The sequence below is a fragment of the Methylococcus sp. S1M genome, assembly GCF_051295855.1.
Classification (GTDB): Bacteria; Pseudomonadota; Gammaproteobacteria; order Methylococcales; family Methylococcaceae; genus Methylococcus; species Methylococcus capsulatus.
This window is the reverse complement of sequence record NZ_JBPDXO010000014.1, coordinates 1-14,991: the sequence shown is the minus strand read 5'-3', so window position 1 is coordinate 14,991 and position 14,991 is coordinate 1. Positions and strand designations below refer to the sequence as shown.

Sequence of the window (14,991 nt, the reverse complement as noted above, 5' to 3'; positions counted from 1 at the left end):
GAGGTTCGCACCTGGGTATCGAAACCGGTGATGTCGGTGGCCTGATATGCCAGCAGGGTCTTGACCTGAGCCACGGTGAGATCGGCCGGATCCGCCGCGCTGCCCGTATTGTTGCCCTTCAGCGTGCCGGCCGCCATGTTGGCAAGCTTGGCGTTGGTGACCGTATCGTTCGGAATGGTCACGGCGATCGAGGTCGCACCGGATCCCGTCGCATCGCCCGTCAGGGTGACGACCTGGTTGCCCGTCAGGTAGCCTTGCGCTTTGACGAAAGCGGTGGTGGCGACCCTGGTGCTGTTGTCGGCCGCCGCCGGCGTCGTCGCCGTGGTTTGAGCGCCGAGATCATTCGCGCCGGTAAAGGTCTTGGCGCCGTCGATGGTCTGCGCAGTCGACTTGGTGACGAAGGCGCCTGGACCTCCGATCGCCGGAATCGAGGTTGCGTTGCCCGCCGAGTCGCCTTTGCCGTAATAAAGGACGTCGTCGACTTCGTTGTAGGCGAGCTCGGCGTTGAGGAGAGCGGCCGGCGCGCCGGCGTTGCCGCTTGCCCTGCGTTTGATGCGTACTGCGTTTGCCATGGTGCGTTTCTCTCAAGTTCAAATCAAAAATTCCCGCCGTCGATGACCGCCTCCGGAATCAAGCCGCCTGGAGTGCCGGGCTCCCCTTGCAGACCAGGGTCGCCTCGCGGCCCTGGCCGACCTTGAGGTCCGGGAGCACCATCGATCGCGATGGTAGGGCAGACATCAATGCCAGCCACTGCCACGGTCGGACAGATATCGACTCCCTCAATAATTACCGTCGCTTCAGGCGACATCGGTAGTCACCTCTGGTACTACAAGCAGCCTGTCTTCGACCGGGTCGTGAAGAGGGGGAAGGATGGTTCGGACCTCGCCCGTCGCAGCCCGCACCTGCACGTCGTAGACATAGCGCTTACCCGCCACCAGCCCCGCCGTCTGGCTTGGAGTCGCCTCCAGATAGGCAATGCCTTCTTCCACCTGGTCTCCTGGGTGATCCCCTGCCACCGAGCGCAACGCCAGAGCCGCTGGCTCGACGCCAAATGCGGTGCGCAATGTGAGCCAGTGCACATACCCAGCGATGTTCGTGCCCTTGGGATACCGGATCCGGACCCGGTAGGTATCGCCCTGGCGGATGTCGGGCAGGTACTTACCCATTTTGCAGGCTCTCCTCGGCCGCCAGCCGCCCGGCGACGCTCGCGGCGAAGATCAGCCGGGTCAGGGTTTGCACCAGCTGGTCGGGATTCATGTCCTGATAGGCTTCCGCCAGTGCGCCGAGCAGTTCGGCTTCGCCACCCGCACTTTCGATCCGCTCGATGAGCGGCGCGAGCAGCCGTTCAGCCTGAGCCTGCAGGGCGCCACCTTCGGCCAGCGCGTCTACTGCCGCATCGAGCGCGGCCTGATCGGGGAACACTTCAAGGTCGATTCCTGCGAAGGCCGGAGCGCCGCTGCCTTCCTCGGGCGCCAGTTCGCCCTCCTGGAAACCATAGGCCCGCATCCAGTAGACATTGGTCGGGCGCACCCCGGCATCGTGCAATGCCTTATCCCGTACGGCCCGTGTTTCGTCGATCTCTTCCTGTTCCCACAGCTGATAGACGGGCGGAGCCGGTTCGTGGAAATTGAGTTCGCAGACCATCCGGATCAAGTCGCTCAGGGTACTGGCGACGATCTCCGCGTCGCTCTCCCGGATGTCGCGCGTGACCATGATTCCGGCCTCCGCCGACGCTTTGTTGGCGCTGACTTCGGTGGTCTGGTTCTGTCCGAGCAGGGCGATGGAGACCTCGGAGCGGCAGAACAGCAGCAGCTTCTCGTACGCGTCGGCCCCTTGGCTTTGATCATGGGTCAGGAACTCGACGCTGGAATCGTCCGGTACCGCTGCTACGCCATCGCGGACCATTTGTTCCAGGCTGTCGAGCAGCTGATCGATCTCGCCCGGTTCGGCGCCACGAGGATACTTGCCCACGGGCCAGGGCATGCCGTACTTCTCGGCGAACTGCATCCAGAATCCCAGCCCACCGCGCTTGAAGGTGGTCGGCCAGAACACCAGTGCCAGATCCGGCGCGCCGTACGGGTTGAAATAGGTCGGCTCCTGGCGGGCGCACAGGAATGAATTGGGCGGTAGTGGCTCGCCCATCGGGCAGGACTGACTCCGGAACAGCAGCTCGTTATTCTGGGAGTAGACGAACCACTCGGGCGGCCGGCCAATGACGTCTCCCGGCACCACGAAATGCCCCACTCGCTCCCAGACGATCTCCAGGGGCTGGTAACCGTATAGCACGGCGTCGAGGATCTCGCCGATGATCCGGGCCAGCGGCAGATCGGCCAGGATCGCCTCGACGTTCTTGACGGTCCGCGCGCTGGCGTCCTTGCGTTCGACGCCCCGTTCCATGGCTCGTACCGCCGCTTTCCGGCGGCGAACACAGCCGGCGACGTGCGCGTCCGAGAGCAGATCGCGATAGACCTCGATGGATTTCCCCATCTTCTTGAGGATCGGATCCGGGTTGGGCAGCCAAGTCAGCCCACTGAACTGGCCAAGCGCCGTTTGGCGGGTGACCAGTTGCTGGCCGAGCGCGGGACCTTGGGCGAATGCGACGAACTCGCCAGAGGGGAGGTAAAGTCCGGTCGGGGCGCGGCGGGTCACATGTAACCCCTTGTGCTTGCGCCACAGTCGATGCCGCCGTAGCCTGACAGGACCGTACCGGTACGTGCGCGCGAGACGACCATTGGCATCTCACCTGAAGCGCTATAGGAGGCGTAATACGCCAATGCCACAGCGATGGCGCTGTCGCCGTGGCGCTGCCCCTTTTTGTCCGTCTTGCCTTCGGGGACCCGTGGCACGCCACGAACCACCTTGATCGCACGGTGATCTTCGAGCACGTCGTCGTGGCGTGGAATGGAAATGAGCCGATCCTCGAACGCCGCCTTGTACTTGGGCATGTTCTCCCGGTACCAATCCTCCGTGAACTTCAATTGCTCGATCCGAGAGCCATAGCGATCCGCAGCGGACTCGGCGATGTAGGAGCCATTACCGCTCGCATCGATCGCCCCGGCGCAGAATCGCGGCAAGGCATCGGCCAGGGCGAACAGCACCTGCTCCTGCTGCTTGTGGGGTACGTTATGGAGCTCGACCAGAAAGGGAACCCGACGATGCAAGGTGTCGCCGATCTCCATGGGCGCGATCACCGTGGTGTCGCTCGAGCGCGCGAAGTCCATTCCCAGGGTATGGCGCCGTCGCCGATCCAGACCCTCCAATAGCGAAGGCAACTCGGCATCGATCCACTCCCGCATGTCAGCTCGGCGGGCGGGTTCGGGTGCCATGTTGAAGGTTCTCGAACCGGCGAAGCGCACGACCGGCGCGTCGACCATGCAGGTCTCCACCAAGGCGCGCGGCAGATAGGAGCCGCCGCCGAACGCCGGAATGCAGAACAGCTCCTCGTCTTCGTTGGGGCGGTAGCGCTTGATCAGTGCCGCCCGCCACTCGGCTTCCTTCTCCGGCGTCCAGACTTGACCGGACACCTGACAAATGCGCCGGTACAAGCCGTCGCCCAGCGCATCGTCCAGGTCGATCCGGTGCAGGCTATAGTCGTAGCGGCCGGCGCGGATGTCGTTGATGAGGACCGCGAACTCGTTGTCGTCGCCGTTGTGGGTGCTGATGATGTGGATTTCACCACCCCACATCGTCATGGCCATGGCGGCCTTCAGCAGCTCGCCGAGATCGTCGACGAAGGCCGCTTCGTCGATGACGAGCCGGTCGCCGGGCCGCCCCTTGGAGCGAAGATTGCGAGGGTTGCTGGAAAAGGCATGGATGACCTTGCCCGAGGCAAAGCTGATGCTGTATTTCAGGATGGAGCGGGCCGGATTCTTCGGATCGGCCAGCACTTCCTCGCCGATTTCCGAAGCGCCGGCATGAAAGGCTTTTGCCCAGCCGGCGCAGTCTGAAATGAAGCCCTGGGTCATCTCCTTGTCGAAAGAGATGTAATAGACGTTGCCGCCGCCTTCCTCCGCCGAGGCATGGAGTACCGAATCCGCCGCCTCGCCATAGGACAAGCCGATCCGGCGCGACTTCTCGCAAACCTTGACGGAAGCCCTGTCCTCGATCCAGCGCTGCTGGTATGGCAGGAGGACGGCCGTGCTCATGCCATCTCCGTGAGGATGGCGGCACGGATCGCCGCGATACCGTCCTTCGAAACACCTGCACGCGCGGCAGCTTTCTCAGCGATCTGGCCAGCCTCTTCGCTGGCTTGCCTGCGAATCTGTTCCTGCCACTTCTTCTGGTCGATCGTCATCCGGCCCAGATCAGCGAGGGAACGCACCGTGAGCGATACCAGCTTGGCGGCCTTGTCCGGTTCGTGATCAGCCTTGCGCAGGCCGATCATCAGCTTGAGCAGGATTTCCTGGGCGACGTCGGAGGTCGCTTCCAGCAGCGCCGCGCCGGAGTCGTCGCGCTGGGCCACGGCGGCCCGCGCCAGTTCCTGGGCCTTGCGGGCGTCGGCCATACAGGCGTTGAACTCCAGTTCAAATTCCTGGCCGTAGCTGTGCAGGGCGCTCTTGCTGATGTGGTATCCCTGATCCTTCAGCCAGGCCGATAGATCCCGGTAGCCGCCGAAGCCGGAGCCGACCAGGCGGGTATTGAGCTCCTCCTGGACCTCCGGCGGTAGTTGATAGACCAACGAACGGGGCGGCATTATTCGCCCGGCTCCGGCCGCGCCACGCCCGGCACCACTGTCAGCCCTTGGGCGACGTCCAGACCGCGCACGGTCAATGTCGCCACCCAGACGCCGCCGGGCTGTTGGCCGACGATCAAATCCTGTTCGGCCAGCCAGGCTAGGTCAGTCTTCAGGCGGTCGCGCGAGACTGCCAAGCCTTCCAACGCCAGCGCCTTGGTCAGCACGGTCTGGTCGAGGGTGTAGGCCGGTGCCTGGACCAGCCGGCGCAGAATCACCAGGCGGCGCTCTTCGGTTATGAAGTCCTCGTAGTTCATGAGCCTTTCCGATCATGTTCCAATAAGTAACTTTGCAGGCGGTCGACCGTTTTGGCGGCACTCTCCAGCACGCCTTTCATCTCCCGCACGTCGCCGCCGACCGTGTTGATCCGGTCGTAAATTTTTCCCAGGTCGTCGTGGGTGGGGGCGTGGCGCACGTCGGTTTCCACCTGGGCCAGCCGCCGGCTTTGCTCGTCGAGGCGCTGGTCCACATGGCTTTGTAGCGCCTCGATACGCCCTTGCGTCCGGTCGTTTTTGCGGCTCAGGTACAGCCACGCACCGATGGCGATCTCCGCCGCGAAATGGGCGATGTCGCTGATCACGTTCCAGTTGTCCCGCATGAACTCATGCATGCCGCCGCTTCTCCTCCTCGTACGCGATCTGGCAGTCGATGCAGCGGATCGCGTATTCGTTCGCCGCCAGCCGATCGGGCGGGATCGGCGTGATCACTTCGTATTCGTTCAGGCAGTCGTAACAGACCACCTGGGGCACGCCGTTTTCATCGGGGCTCACCACCTGGGGCGTATCCGGCCGCATCGAATCCAATACGGCGCGAATACCGGCCACGCGTTCGATCTCGATCGGTTCGTCGGACAGGTCAGCGAGATCTGGCATCGGTGCGTTCCGTGAATTCGCATTGCAGGCCGGCGCCGAACTCGATTGGACGCTCGCCGTAGAGGACGCTCAGGGTGTCCGGAAATTTCGCGTAACCTGTCGGTTCGCAGGCCAGACAGTCGCAACCGGCAAGCACACCGATGCAGAAGGCCAGCATCAGCAGCGCCCCGCCACCCACCAATTTTTCCTGTGGCGTCAGCATCAGTGCCCTTCGGCCCCGCCTTTGCAGGCTCGGATGGCATCCCGCGCATCGCCGTAACCGAGCGCGAGTGCTTTGCCGCCGTCGTTGGAGTCGATCGGCTGGTTCGGCTTGATGATCAGGCGAACGTTCTGCGCGATTGGCGGCAGGTCGGGCAGCTCGCAGGCGGCTTCGTTTCGCGGTAGAGCCGCTCCCACGGCAGGAGCGGCTTCGTCGCGAACCGGAAACAGCGTTTTCGGACCGACCTGGACGCAACCGGCCAGCGTTAGCGAAATCGATAAAATCGCCGCTCTCTTCATCGTTCTAACGCCCGATCGACACCTGCTTCGACATCCTCCCGCCGGAGCCAGCGCTCGCAGGACATCGCGCCGTTCTCGTGTGTACAGATGGCCCAGACCAGCAAGGTGAGCGTTTTCCGGTCGAACAGGATGATCCGGTCATCCGCCCCCACGTCGAGCGCGGCGGCAACCCGTCGGATGTAGGCGGCAGTCGCGTTCTCGGTCGGCGGCGCCCAGCGTGTAATGATCTGGCGGACCGTGCTGAGCTTGTGCTTGCCGTGGTAGGTGAGCAGCACCACAGCCAGCGCCCGCACACCGTCGGACATTTGCTCGAACCGGCAGAACCGGCCGTCATGGCCGATCTGGCCTTCCCAGGCGTTGCGCGGGCTGTAGACGAGATTGCCGGGGTTGTTGTTGCGCAGGCCCCTTGGCTTCTGGAAGCTCATTTCTGCTGCCTCCGCACGAACGCCGCGAATTCCTCATCGCTCATATCCTCCCCTCGCCCTTGGGGAAGAGGAGCCGGGGTGGCGGCCTTTTCGATCTTGTGGCCGACGCCCGCGATGCCGATGCCTTGCACGATGAACTGCATGGCAATGTCCGCGCCGTGCAGGCCGAGCAGCCATCCCAGCAGCCCATAGGCGACCGAGACGATCGCGGCGGTCTTGGTCTTCCAGCCGGTCACGGCGCAGTCTCCGCAGACTGCTTCTCGGGCAGCAGCCCGACCGCCATTTCGATGGCGCGGTTCATCATCCGGTCCGGAATCCGGTCCGCCCAGGCGATTTCGCGCTCTTTCAGCTCCTTGAGGATCAGCGCGATGGCCGCGGACTTCTTGGCTTCGCCGGACTTCGGCGCCCAGCTCAGCGAATCCTCGACGGCCCGAACCATCCGCTCCGCGACCGGCAGCAGGATCTCCCACTGCTGGCGCATGCCATCGGCCAGCATCGGCGCGATATAACGCCAAAGGATCGGCCACGCTTTGGCGGCGGCGGTCATCAGCCACGCCCAGAATTTGCCCATGAAGCAGCCCTCCGAACCCAAGAACCTATGTGGGCACAGAGTACGGCGCGGATGGCACCGCGTCGCTTAAAGCGGATTAAAAACAAAGCCCGCACAAGGCGGGCTTTGGGGCGACAGGGTATGGATTGATTGAGTGGCTTCAATCACCAACACTCAACATCCTGAGCAAAGACACTAAAGCTATCAAACGTCTCATACTAATCTCGCTTTGCTATCTACAAATCGATTCACATGGAATTCCGTCGCGATCCCGATCAAGCCGGCTCACACCGCAGTCGTTGAGATAGTGGCGTGCTTCGGCGCAGCTGGTCATCTGCTTGCACGTCGACTTACCGCCACAGTCGCTTGCGGAACCGTCGGCCTCATCCGTAGAACGCGCAGCCTTCTTTGGGGTGCCGTGCCGGAAATCCCATGGGGGCGTCGGATTGGCATCACTCCACAGACCGATTCTACTGGCGCGAGACTGTTCTTCCGCAGCCCTCAAAGCGGGGTCGTGGCCGTATTCGACGTAGAACCAGGCTAGGCCGCGCTTGAGCTGTTCCAGATTGACGTCAATACCTGCGCAGCTCACGCGTCCCAGTCTCCGGCCATATTTGTCGGCGCCCTGATCGTTAACTTTGGCTTCTTTGCCGAAACACAAGTCGCTCAATGATTGCTTGGATTTTGCGCCGTAATCTTGATGGGACTCCGGAGCGTCGATTTCTGCCAGGCGCACCTTGGCGCCGCGGCCGCCTTTCATGATCGTGAGCGTATCACCATCAGTGACACCGACCACTTTGCCACTCCAATCGTCTGCATGCGCAGCCACCGTCACACCCATCAGCACCGCCCAGATAAATGTTCTCCTCATCGGATTCTCCATTAATCAAAAAGGCGACGTTGTCGCCGGTCAATTTCAGATTGCCGCACCCTCTTGACGATGCGGTAGATCCACTGTACCGACAACCGGTACTCCAGAGCCAGCTCGGCATGGTTGTCGCCCCGGAACTTCTCGAATATCTCCAGGTCCCGCCGGTCCAATTCGCCGGGCAGATTCCGCGGGATATAAACGAGCTGCCCACCCCAATGGGCTGCAACTTCGCGCGACAGCTCCAGTCCGAAGCGCTCGGCCACATCCTTGGGCAACGCCCCCAACTCGCAGGCAAGCGCGGCGGACTTTGCCGCGAGGTCGCTCAGGAGTTCACGAGCCTGCCGCCCTTTTTTCTCAGCCATGGCCCGGCCGCTGGAAGTTGCCGATCTCCTGCACCAGCTCGTTGATCTGGCGCTGCAGCTCCTTGCTTGGGGCGGCGGCATTCAGCCGCTGGAGTGAGGCGAGCTGTTGTTTCAGCTCGCGCAGTTGAGCGTCTCCGGCCAACCCCGCGGAATACCCCCCTGACAAGGGGGGCTGGGGGGTTGGCGCATAGTCCATCCAGCGCTTTTCGTGCAGCCAGCCCTGGGCCATTTTGCGCACCTGTCCAGGCTGGGCGGTTTCCCGCCACTGGCGGTTGTCCTGCTTGGCGGCGTCGATGATCCGCCGCGCTTCATGTTCGGTGAGGTCGCCGAGCTGGTACCAGCGCATGGCCGCGCCGTTGCGGTCCCGCTTGAGGCCGTAGGCGGTCCAGAACTGGTCGAACCAGCCGCGGGACGGCTCGACCAGCCTGGCGTACCAGTCAACGGATTCACGCGGGCCGGTTTGTCGCGGCGCGCCGTAGCCTTTGGCGGTCAGCCTCTCCCACAGTGCTTCGGCGTGAGCAATGCCGGCGTCGACGCGGTCCAGCGCAGGCAGTGCGCGGATGAGGCACGCCTGGATGAAGGAGCGCTTGGTGTGACTCATTTCCGTTCCCGCTCCACCTGTTCCATTAACGTTTTGAGGAGTCCAAAAGTCGCTGCCGCATCATCCGGATTCATCGGCATGGAAACGCTCAAGCGCCCTATCTCTAAGGACGCGCGCTCGATGCGTATCTGCCTCTCCGCCCACCACTGGCCCCAGCCGAATCCCGCAACGAATACGATCACGACTAGCAGGTTCAAACTCACGTCGTTCCCCCATGCCGTCTAGCATCGTAGGTGAGCGCCGCGACGACTTTCCGCAGATCCTCGTCGGTGGCGAACTCCAAGCGCTCGGCGCGGCCCCGGCTCACTCGCTTGAGAATGCCTACGGCGTAATTCCAAGGCCGGCCAGCCTCGGTGAGCTGGGCTTCGATCTTCTGTAGCAGCGGCCGCTGGTCCGTCGTGTGCGGCCGGCCCGGATAGGGCCGGCTGCGTGGCTTTGCCACCGGTGGCTGGGTGATCCGCCGGAGGTGATCGAGCACTTTGGCGCGCCCGGTCGCCGTGAGGTCTTTCGACGACGACGCGCCACCGATCTCGCGCAACATGGCCCGATAGGACGAATCATCCATCCCCGCCTTGGACTTCAACACATGGATGGCGACCAACTGCCGCCGCACGGGATCGGTGCGCGCCATGGCGATCAAGCCCCGCCTTGAACGCGCTCTTTGAGCGCCTTGACGAACGATGCGCGCGCCACTCGCTTGGCTGGAATCTCCACCGTCTCACCGGTCTGCGGATTGCGGCCGGTGCGCGCCGCGCGCTCCTTGACGGTGAGCTTGGCAACGCCGGGGATCGTCACTTCGTCGCCGTTGGCCAGGGCTTCCTGAGCGACATTCGCCAGGGCGATCAGGACGCGCTGAATCACGGTTTTGGTCAGCGATCCATTGGCGTCTTCATGGATGGCGTTGATGAGTTGGGATTGGTTCATGGTTTGTCCTCTTCGAGGTTGTGGAAAATGGGTTTACGCCGCTTCGGCGATCCGGGCGCGGTCGATCTCGTAGCCGAACACGTTGTCGGTTTTGAGTCCGGCGCCAACTTCGGCCAGGGTCTCGGCCGGCAAGGTCTTGAGCGCCTCTTTGTCGATCTCCTCCTTCAGCCTGATACAGCCGTGCAGCCCCAGGTCTTTCAGCGCCTGGAGCGTGTCGGCCACGCGCTTGATGAGTACGCGAGTGGAGAGGCGGAAGCCGACCGAGCCGAACACGAGCTGCCGGGTTTTAACCTTGGCGAACTCTGCCCGGTTGGCCTCGCAGAACTCTTTCATCGCGAGTTCCAGCGCGGTTTTGCGGTCGAGAAGCGGCTGCGCCTGGGTTTTGGCGGCGGCCTTGAGCCTGTCGATCTGATCATTGACGTCTCCATCGATCAGGCTCAGATCGCGCTCGATCTCACCGATCTCGCGCAGCGCCTGGTCGACGTCGTCCCAGCTCGAGAATTGGGTGCCTTCGATTCGGATGCGTGCCATGATTCCTCCTAAATGCCAAGGTTGATGTCGTCGGTGTCACTCTGCCGCGCTTGCGCTTTGCGCTCGGCCCGACCGACCAGGTTGATGTCGAGGACGGCGCCGAGCAGCAGGCCGGTACCGAGCCCAATGAGGTAGATGAACGCCAAGCAGGCGAGGACGATCGCCTTCACGGCGCAGCCCCCTGCAGCCCGCGCCGCACGTCGAGCTGCCGCTGGCGGGCTGCGTCCACACAGGGCGAGCGGCGGGGCTTCTCGGCCATTTCCTCCTCGGCCCGCCTGGCCAGCCGGCGGATGTCGAACCAGGTGCCGACGGTCAGCACCTCGCGCGCCTTGCCGCCAACGGTGACGAGCGCTTTCCAGCCGTAGGCTCCGAGCCGGGGATATCGTTGAATCTTGATCATGCGTGTTCTCCTTGGGTTAAAGCCATCTCCCGCCGGGAGAGGGTTGGGTGAGGGTTGCAACGGTGCAGCGACCCGAAAATGGTTTTCAGGGTGTGATTGAAAGCCCGGTTGACTGCCCGCAGCTCCCTGTCCCAGACTTCCGGCGAATAATCCGGCTGCCGCGGCTTCGCGGGCGGACGGGGGGCGATGCCGGCCGCTCGCCGCTTCGCGGTCCGGGCCGCATTGACACAGGCTTTGCAGGTCGCCTCCAGGCGAACGCCCTGCCGATAGAACCGGTCCTTGGGCAGGGTCTGGCCGCAACGCGTGCAGCGTTTGGTTGAAATCTCAGCCATGCACCTCCCTCCCGGTTTCTGTGGGAGCGGCTCCGCCGCGAAAAGCCGCTCCGCGCAGGAATGCCCGAGCCACTTGGAACGTCCGGTACCAGTCGGCACGATCGGGTCGGAACGGCAAATGGAAGACGCTATGACCCGCGATTTCCGCAGGGGCGATGTCGACCCGAAGCGCTCGGGTTTCGCCGCGATCGAGCGCGGCATCAAACCAGGCCGGTGTGGGCGCCAGGATGATTCGGTCACGAATGTGCATGGCCGTCTCCTTTGTGCGGACAGCTCCGGCAGGCGCGCCGATGGGCGAGCAAGGCCGGGTCGTGGCTCGGCGTGGCGCCGGACCACACCGATCGGCATTCCTCCGGCGCCATCGGCCGCCGAAGATACGGACAGGCGATCTGGTCAAATTGCTCCAGCACACGCGCCAGCACTTTGGCGTCGTCGCCCGGATAACAGCGCCGGGCTACGGTACTGATGGTGGCCCGGTTGAGGCCGAGCAGCTTCGCCACCGCGGCGAAGCTGCCGTGCGCCGCGACGGCCGCCTCCAACAGCTTCAGCGCTCTTTCCCGCCGCTCTTCAGTCATCGAGCTGCTCCTGCGGGTCCTGCTGCCAGACGATCTTGCCGACATTGGGGTCGTAGACGGTCTTCAGGCGGGTGATCATGGGCGGCCTGGGGCCAGTGATCCGCGAGTGCAACAGGCGGTAGGTGGTCGGCACGCCGCCGGCGCCCCGGCCTTTGCCGGCACGCTCCACCGTTAGAAAACCGGCCCGCTGCAGATAGGCGCAGTAGGTTTTAACGGTGGCGAGCGGCACGTCGGCCATCCGCGCCAGCACCCGGCAGTTGAACGCGCCCAAGGCTTCCATGGCACCCCACATCCGTTCGTTGCCTTGCCCCAGGGTCACGGGCTGGCCGGCCTTGTTGACCCGCGGGGCTTCGATGCCGCGGTCGTCGATCAATTCATACAAGCCAGGCGTCTTCTCCAAAATCCCGGCGGCATGCAGGCTTTCGACGTAGGTGCGCACCGTGGCCAGCGGGACCGGGCCGGGCAGATGGCCGCGCAGTTCCGGCACGGTGAAGATCCGGAGCTTCCGGATCATTTCCCAGATCCGCTGGCGCGGACTCTTGCCGCCGGCCAGCTCGATCGTAACGGGCTTGCGCGCCATCAACCCCTCCTCGGCGCTTCGCCGGTGTGAATCGGCCGATTGCCCCAGGTGGCCAGATCGATCCGGTCCCAGCCGTTGGCCAGGGCTTCTTCGTACATCCGCTCCAGGTTGGTGGAAACGCGCCGCACCGACCCCTTGGCCACCTCGACCAGCCTTTCCAGCAGGTCCTCGCCCATCACCTTGCCGGGGCAGTACAGCCCGGCCAACTCGCGGGCATCCGGCAGAGACACCGGCTGCGCCGGGAATCGATCCAGGATTCTGCCGTCAAAGCGTTCCCACTCCTTCAGCTTGAACGGCAGCGCCTCTTCGCCGATCAGCAGGATGGCGGCCTTGCTGCCTTCGTAGATACTGCGGATGGAGTCCACCAGCTTGAACGTCTCCAGGTAGTCGGCCTCGTCTATGATCAGCGGCCGCCCGGACTGCTCCAGTTGGGCCATGACTGCATCGGCCATCTCATCGACCGTGGCGGATTTCGCCAGTTGCATCCCCAGCGCTTTACCCAAACGCTTGAGCAGCACCTTCCTGGAGCGCGTGAAATCATCCAGCTGCAGGTAATAGGCGCGAGACCTGGCCTTGACCCAGGCGGCCGCCATGCTTTTGCCGTAACCGGAAGGTCCGTGCAAAACCACCAAACCGGACTGGTGCATGCTGCGGCCCATGGCCAGGGCCATGGCGCGCTCCGCGATGGCGATATTGGTCAGGGGGGCAATGCCGGCAGGGGTGGATTTGTCGTTTTCGGGTTTGTCTGTCATGCTTTTCTCCGTGTGGTTGATCTCATCGGCCCGTCAGCGCGGCAACGCTTACGGGCCGTTCTTTTAGCGGATCGCGGCTTGCGCCTTGAACCGGGCGGAAAGCGGAAATTCGGCGTAAAACCTCCGAACCTGCGCGTCGTCAGGCAGCTCGCCGCCGCCGGCTTTCACGGCGGCATCCAGCGAGCACCAGAATTCGTATTTCTCCTCATCGCTCATCCGTTCCAACGGGTGCTCCTTACGCTTTGGCAGCTTGATGATCTCGGCCGACCGGCCCGAAGCGGCGAAATGGGCCTTGGCTTCGGCGCTCAGCTTTTCCGCTTCCGGCGAGCGGGGCGGCCGATCCGTGCTTTCCGCCGCCCGCGCCGCGCCTTCCAGGGCTGGCGTGGTGTAGCCGGTGGAGAGCTGGGGAAAGGTGGCCAATTTGCCGGCGGATTCCGCCTTGGACCGCAGGTAGCTGTTGATCTCCGCGTTCAGATCGACGCCTTTCTTGGCCCGGTTGAGCGTCTTCATGCCCTGATTGCGCTGCTGGGCCGCCATGCGCTTGCACTCCATGGCGTGCCGGCTGACTGCTTCCGGCGGCAGCCCCAGCCGCTCCGGGCAGATCGCGACGCAGACGAAGCCGTTGTCGTCGTAGGCGTACACCCGACCCAGATCGGTTTCATCGACCATGACGCGGAAGGTGTCTCCCGTGGTGTGGTGGCGCCACAGCTCGGGGTGGGAATAGAACCCGCCATGGATTTCCAGCCCCTTCTTGCCCAGGCTGCGGGTTTTGCCGTCCACGGGCGGAGACAGCAGGATGTCCAATGCCCGCTCGTTGTGAATGCGCCGGATTTCCCCCCGGTAAGACGCGGCGCGCTGGAACGGTGTCTCACCTTCCAGACCCGCATGCGGCCGGTGGTGATAGCGGTTTTCGGTCCAGTCGTCGCAGAATTTTTGCAGCTCCTCGGGCGATAGCCGCACTTCGAGCACGCCGTCCTTTTCCATCAGGCGGCGGGCGAAGCTCTTCCGCGCCTCGATCGCCTTGCGCTCGGCGACGTCGTGACCGATGTAGCCCGGCAGCAGCTCGACCAGGTCGTGATTGAAAGTGCCCAGCGCCCGCTCGATATGGGGCTTGTATTCGGGGGAGAAGGGCGGGCAAAGCACATGCTCTACCCCGAAGGCATCCCAGATGCCCGTCAAGTAATCGCTGGCGTAGTCCGCGCCGTTGTCGGTTTTGGCCTGTTCGGGCACGCCCCAGTCCAGCATCGCCCGCCGCACCACGGCGGCAATCGCGCGCGCTTTGGAGGTGGGCGCGACCAGCAGCTTGAGACGGCGTGAGTAAACGTCGATCACGCCGATCACGGCATGGCGCTTGCCGTCGGACAGCAGCAGATCGCCCAGGGTGGAATCCAGCTCCCAGCGCTGGTTGAGCCGCACCACGTCGCCGTCCGCCAGACCCACCGCCGGCATCGCCTTGTTTTTCCAGGCGTCCGGGTTGCGCAGATGCAGATAGGCGCTGGCGTTCTTGGCCTTCCAGTTTTTGACGTACCGGTCCACCGCGCTATAGGAGGGCACCTTGATCGTCGCGTCCCCGGCGAAACGGTTTTCCGCCATCTCATGCAGGCGGACCGCAGCGATATCGGGCTGCTGCGCCAGCAGCCCCAGCATGTACTGCTCCAGCCGCGGCTGCTGGTGGATCAGACTGTCGCCGCGGCGCGGGCTTTTATGGTTGTCGAGCAGGGCGCCGATGTTGGATTTCTTGATCAAGCCCAGCTTCCGTTTCAGCGTGCGCAGGCTCAGGCCCTTGCCTTGGGCGTTTTTGCCGCGCCCGGACGATTTCAGGACGGGCGCGTAGACCTCCCCATCGAGATCGAGAGCCCCGGCATTGAAGGCTTTAATAAAGGCGATCAGCGCCTTTTCCTGGCTGCGCTTCTGGTCGCCAAATTTTTCCCGATAGAAGCGCCGCCAGCATTGAATCGTCGCCAGCCAGGCGCGTCCGCGCTCGCC

28 protein-coding genes are annotated in these 14,991 nt (G+C 63.7%); all 28 read right to left on the bottom strand.

Annotated features, from left to right (window positions below):
- A partial coding sequence (locus ACSHWJ_RS15485; protein WP_432540063.1) for a hypothetical protein occupies positions 1-572 on the bottom strand: 572 nt, incomplete at its 3' end.
- Positions 573-797: 225 nt separating this feature from the next.
- Positions 798-1,166, bottom strand: a complete 369-nt coding sequence (locus ACSHWJ_RS15480) for a hypothetical protein (protein ID WP_432540064.1) — start codon at positions 1,164-1,166, stop codon at positions 798-800.
- Positions 1,159-2,649, bottom strand: coding sequence for a DUF935 domain-containing protein (locus tag ACSHWJ_RS15475; RefSeq protein ID WP_432540065.1), 1,491 nt, complete (start codon positions 2,647-2,649; stop codon positions 1,159-1,161). The genes ACSHWJ_RS15480 and ACSHWJ_RS15475 overlap by 8 nt, the downstream gene beginning before the upstream one ends.
- Positions 2,646-4,145, bottom strand: coding sequence for a terminase large subunit domain-containing protein (locus ACSHWJ_RS15470; RefSeq protein WP_432540066.1), 1,500 nt, complete (start codon positions 4,143-4,145; stop codon positions 2,646-2,648). Before ACSHWJ_RS15470 ends, ACSHWJ_RS15475 begins: the two co-directional genes overlap by 4 nt.
- Complete coding sequence (locus tag ACSHWJ_RS15465; protein WP_218800363.1) at positions 4,142-4,693, bottom strand: DUF3486 family protein; 552 nt, start codon at positions 4,691-4,693, stop codon at positions 4,142-4,144. The genes ACSHWJ_RS15470 and ACSHWJ_RS15465 overlap by 4 nt, the downstream gene beginning before the upstream one ends.
- A complete protein-coding gene (locus tag ACSHWJ_RS15460) occupies positions 4,693-4,989 on the bottom strand; it encodes a VpaChn25_0724 family phage protein (RefSeq protein ID WP_218800362.1) in 297 nt (98 codons plus the stop codon). The genes ACSHWJ_RS15465 and ACSHWJ_RS15460 overlap by 1 nt, the downstream gene beginning before the upstream one ends.
- A complete protein-coding gene (locus ACSHWJ_RS15455) occupies positions 4,986-5,342 on the bottom strand; it encodes a DUF2730 family protein (protein ID WP_432540067.1) in 357 nt (118 codons plus the stop codon). Before ACSHWJ_RS15455 ends, ACSHWJ_RS15460 begins: the two co-directional genes overlap by 4 nt.
- Complete coding sequence (locus ACSHWJ_RS15450; RefSeq protein WP_432540068.1) at positions 5,335-5,604, bottom strand: TraR/DksA C4-type zinc finger protein; 270 nt, start codon at positions 5,602-5,604, stop codon at positions 5,335-5,337. Before ACSHWJ_RS15450 ends, ACSHWJ_RS15455 begins: the two co-directional genes overlap by 8 nt.
- The gene (locus tag ACSHWJ_RS15445; protein WP_432540069.1) at positions 5,588-5,806 is read right to left on the bottom strand and encodes a hypothetical protein; all 219 of its coding nucleotides are present in this window, start codon (positions 5,804-5,806) and stop codon (positions 5,588-5,590) included. Before ACSHWJ_RS15445 ends, ACSHWJ_RS15450 begins: the two co-directional genes overlap by 17 nt.
- Positions 5,806-6,102 (bottom strand): hypothetical protein, encoded by a 297-nt coding sequence (locus tag ACSHWJ_RS15440; protein WP_432540070.1) that lies wholly within the window; start codon positions 6,100-6,102, stop codon positions 5,806-5,808. The genes ACSHWJ_RS15445 and ACSHWJ_RS15440 overlap by 1 nt, the downstream gene beginning before the upstream one ends.
- Positions 6,099-6,527, bottom strand: coding sequence for a hypothetical protein (locus ACSHWJ_RS15435; RefSeq protein WP_435920343.1), 429 nt, complete (start codon positions 6,525-6,527; stop codon positions 6,099-6,101). Before ACSHWJ_RS15435 ends, ACSHWJ_RS15440 begins: the two co-directional genes overlap by 4 nt.
- Positions 6,524-6,763, bottom strand: coding sequence for a hypothetical protein (locus ACSHWJ_RS15430; RefSeq protein WP_041361365.1), 240 nt, complete (start codon positions 6,761-6,763; stop codon positions 6,524-6,526). The genes ACSHWJ_RS15435 and ACSHWJ_RS15430 overlap by 4 nt, the downstream gene beginning before the upstream one ends.
- Positions 6,760-7,098 carry a hypothetical protein gene (locus ACSHWJ_RS15425; RefSeq protein WP_041361367.1) on the bottom strand — a complete coding sequence of 113 codons (339 nt, stop codon included), beginning with the start codon at positions 7,096-7,098 and terminating at the stop codon, positions 6,760-6,762. The genes ACSHWJ_RS15430 and ACSHWJ_RS15425 overlap by 4 nt, the downstream gene beginning before the upstream one ends.
- Before the next feature lie 211 nt (positions 7,099-7,309).
- On the bottom strand, positions 7,310-7,948 hold the full coding sequence (locus ACSHWJ_RS15420; RefSeq protein WP_041361369.1) for a thermonuclease family protein: 639 nt from the start codon (positions 7,946-7,948) through the stop codon (positions 7,310-7,312).
- A gap of 11 nt (positions 7,949-7,959) precedes the next feature.
- On the bottom strand, positions 7,960-8,310 hold the full coding sequence (locus ACSHWJ_RS15415; protein ID WP_010962137.1) for a Mor transcription activator family protein: 351 nt from the start codon (positions 8,308-8,310) through the stop codon (positions 7,960-7,962).
- Positions 8,303-8,911 (bottom strand): hypothetical protein, encoded by a 609-nt coding sequence (locus ACSHWJ_RS15410; RefSeq protein ID WP_010962138.1) that lies wholly within the window; start codon positions 8,909-8,911, stop codon positions 8,303-8,305. Before ACSHWJ_RS15410 ends, ACSHWJ_RS15415 begins: the two co-directional genes overlap by 8 nt.
- A complete protein-coding gene (locus ACSHWJ_RS15405) occupies positions 8,908-9,108 on the bottom strand; it encodes a hypothetical protein (RefSeq protein ID WP_041361371.1) in 201 nt (66 codons plus the stop codon). Before ACSHWJ_RS15405 ends, ACSHWJ_RS15410 begins: the two co-directional genes overlap by 4 nt.
- A 2-nt stretch (positions 9,109-9,110) precedes the next feature.
- Complete coding sequence (locus ACSHWJ_RS15400) at positions 9,111-9,542, bottom strand: gp16 family protein (protein ID WP_010962139.1); 432 nt, start codon at positions 9,540-9,542, stop codon at positions 9,111-9,113.
- A gap of 5 nt (positions 9,543-9,547) precedes the next feature.
- Positions 9,548-9,835 (bottom strand): HU family DNA-binding protein, encoded by a 288-nt coding sequence (locus ACSHWJ_RS15395; RefSeq protein ID WP_010962140.1) that lies wholly within the window; start codon positions 9,833-9,835, stop codon positions 9,548-9,550.
- A 33-nt stretch (positions 9,836-9,868) separates the two neighbouring features.
- Positions 9,869-10,366 carry a host-nuclease inhibitor Gam family protein gene (locus ACSHWJ_RS15390; protein WP_010962141.1) on the bottom strand — a complete coding sequence of 166 codons (498 nt, stop codon included), beginning with the start codon at positions 10,364-10,366 and terminating at the stop codon, positions 9,869-9,871.
- Between the two features lie 8 nt (positions 10,367-10,374).
- A complete protein-coding gene (locus ACSHWJ_RS15385) occupies positions 10,375-10,536 on the bottom strand; it encodes a hypothetical protein (protein WP_010962142.1) in 162 nt (53 codons plus the stop codon).
- Entirely contained in the window at positions 10,533-10,766 is a 234-nt protein-coding gene (locus ACSHWJ_RS15380; RefSeq protein ID WP_010962143.1) for a hypothetical protein, read from the bottom strand. Before ACSHWJ_RS15380 ends, ACSHWJ_RS15385 begins: the two co-directional genes overlap by 4 nt.
- Positions 10,763-11,098: a hypothetical protein gene (locus tag ACSHWJ_RS15375; RefSeq protein ID WP_010962144.1), complete on the bottom strand. Its 336-nt coding sequence runs from the start codon at positions 11,096-11,098 to the stop codon at positions 10,763-10,765. Before ACSHWJ_RS15375 ends, ACSHWJ_RS15380 begins: the two co-directional genes overlap by 4 nt.
- The gene (locus ACSHWJ_RS15370) at positions 11,091-11,348 is read right to left on the bottom strand and encodes a hypothetical protein (RefSeq protein ID WP_041361372.1); all 258 of its coding nucleotides are present in this window, start codon (positions 11,346-11,348) and stop codon (positions 11,091-11,093) included. The genes ACSHWJ_RS15375 and ACSHWJ_RS15370 overlap by 8 nt, the downstream gene beginning before the upstream one ends.
- The gene (locus ACSHWJ_RS15365) at positions 11,335-11,673 is read right to left on the bottom strand and encodes a hypothetical protein (protein WP_010962145.1); all 339 of its coding nucleotides are present in this window, start codon (positions 11,671-11,673) and stop codon (positions 11,335-11,337) included. Before ACSHWJ_RS15365 ends, ACSHWJ_RS15370 begins: the two co-directional genes overlap by 14 nt.
- On the bottom strand, positions 11,666-12,253 hold the full coding sequence (locus ACSHWJ_RS15360) for a hypothetical protein (protein WP_010962146.1): 588 nt from the start codon (positions 12,251-12,253) through the stop codon (positions 11,666-11,668). The genes ACSHWJ_RS15365 and ACSHWJ_RS15360 overlap by 8 nt, the downstream gene beginning before the upstream one ends.
- On the bottom strand, positions 12,253-13,005 hold the full coding sequence (locus tag ACSHWJ_RS15355; protein ID WP_041361374.1) for an AAA family ATPase: 753 nt from the start codon (positions 13,003-13,005) through the stop codon (positions 12,253-12,255). The genes ACSHWJ_RS15360 and ACSHWJ_RS15355 overlap by 1 nt, the downstream gene beginning before the upstream one ends.
- 63 nt (positions 13,006-13,068) lie before the next feature.
- Positions 13,069-14,991 (bottom strand): Mu transposase C-terminal domain-containing protein (locus ACSHWJ_RS15350; protein ID WP_432540062.1); only part of this gene is annotated, 1,923 nt, incomplete at its 5' end.

Bases quoted from the DNA above. Each gene is read 5' to 3' on its own strand.
- ACSHWJ_RS15435 (WP_435920343.1), bottom strand. From the start codon at position 6,527: ATGAGCTTCCAGAAGCCAAGGGGCCTGCGCAACAACAACCCCGGCAAT.
- ACSHWJ_RS15420 (WP_041361369.1), bottom strand. From the start codon at position 7,948: ATGAGGAGAACATTTATCTGGGCGGTGCTGATGGGTGTGACGGTGGCT.
- ACSHWJ_RS15390 (WP_010962141.1), bottom strand. From the start codon at position 10,366: ATGGCACGCATCCGAATCGAAGGCACCCAATTCTCGAGCTGGGACGAC.
- ACSHWJ_RS15375 (WP_010962144.1), bottom strand. From the start codon at position 11,098: ATGGCTGAGATTTCAACCAAACGCTGCACGCGTTGCGGCCAGACCCTG.
- ACSHWJ_RS15365 (WP_010962145.1), bottom strand. From the start codon at position 11,673: ATGACTGAAGAGCGGCGGGAAAGAGCGCTGAAGCTGTTGGAGGCGGCC.
- ACSHWJ_RS15450 (WP_432540068.1), bottom strand. From the start codon at position 5,604: ATGCCAGATCTCGCTGACCTGTCCGACGAACCGATCGAGATCGAACGC.
- ACSHWJ_RS15465 (WP_218800363.1), bottom strand. From the start codon at position 4,693: ATGCCGCCCCGTTCGTTGGTCTATCAACTACCGCCGGAGGTCCAGGAG.
- ACSHWJ_RS15470 (WP_432540066.1), bottom strand. From the start codon at position 4,145: ATGAGCACGGCCGTCCTCCTGCCATACCAGCAGCGCTGGATCGAGGAC.
- ACSHWJ_RS15445 (WP_432540069.1), bottom strand. From the start codon at position 5,806: ATGCTGACGCCACAGGAAAAATTGGTGGGTGGCGGGGCGCTGCTGATG.
- ACSHWJ_RS15480 (WP_432540064.1), bottom strand. From the start codon at position 1,166: ATGGGTAAGTACCTGCCCGACATCCGCCAGGGCGATACCTACCGGGTC.
- ACSHWJ_RS15360 (WP_010962146.1), bottom strand. From the start codon at position 12,253: ATGGCGCGCAAGCCCGTTACGATCGAGCTGGCCGGCGGCAAGAGTCCG.
- ACSHWJ_RS15440 (WP_432540070.1), bottom strand. From the start codon at position 6,102: ATGAAGAGAGCGGCGATTTTATCGATTTCGCTAACGCTGGCCGGTTGC.
- ACSHWJ_RS15395 (WP_010962140.1), bottom strand. From the start codon at position 9,835: ATGAACCAATCCCAACTCATCAACGCCATCCATGAAGACGCCAATGGA.
- ACSHWJ_RS15415 (WP_010962137.1), bottom strand. From the start codon at position 8,310: ATGGCTGAGAAAAAAGGGCGGCAGGCTCGTGAACTCCTGAGCGACCTC.
- ACSHWJ_RS15380 (WP_010962143.1), bottom strand. From the start codon at position 10,766: ATGATCAAGATTCAACGATATCCCCGGCTCGGAGCCTACGGCTGGAAA.
- ACSHWJ_RS15460 (WP_218800362.1), bottom strand. From the start codon at position 4,989: ATGAACTACGAGGACTTCATAACCGAAGAGCGCCGCCTGGTGATTCTG.
- ACSHWJ_RS15370 (WP_041361372.1), bottom strand. From the start codon at position 11,348: ATGCACATTCGTGACCGAATCATCCTGGCGCCCACACCGGCCTGGTTT.
- ACSHWJ_RS15355 (WP_041361374.1), bottom strand. From the start codon at position 13,005: ATGACAGACAAACCCGAAAACGACAAATCCACCCCTGCCGGCATTGCC.
- ACSHWJ_RS15425 (WP_041361367.1), bottom strand. From the start codon at position 7,098: ATGGGCAAATTCTGGGCGTGGCTGATGACCGCCGCCGCCAAAGCGTGG.
- ACSHWJ_RS15400 (WP_010962139.1), bottom strand. From the start codon at position 9,542: ATGGCGCGCACCGATCCCGTGCGGCGGCAGTTGGTCGCCATCCATGTG.
- ACSHWJ_RS15410 (WP_010962138.1), bottom strand. From the start codon at position 8,911: ATGAGTCACACCAAGCGCTCCTTCATCCAGGCGTGCCTCATCCGCGCA.
- ACSHWJ_RS15455 (WP_432540067.1), bottom strand. From the start codon at position 5,342: ATGCATGAGTTCATGCGGGACAACTGGAACGTGATCAGCGACATCGCC.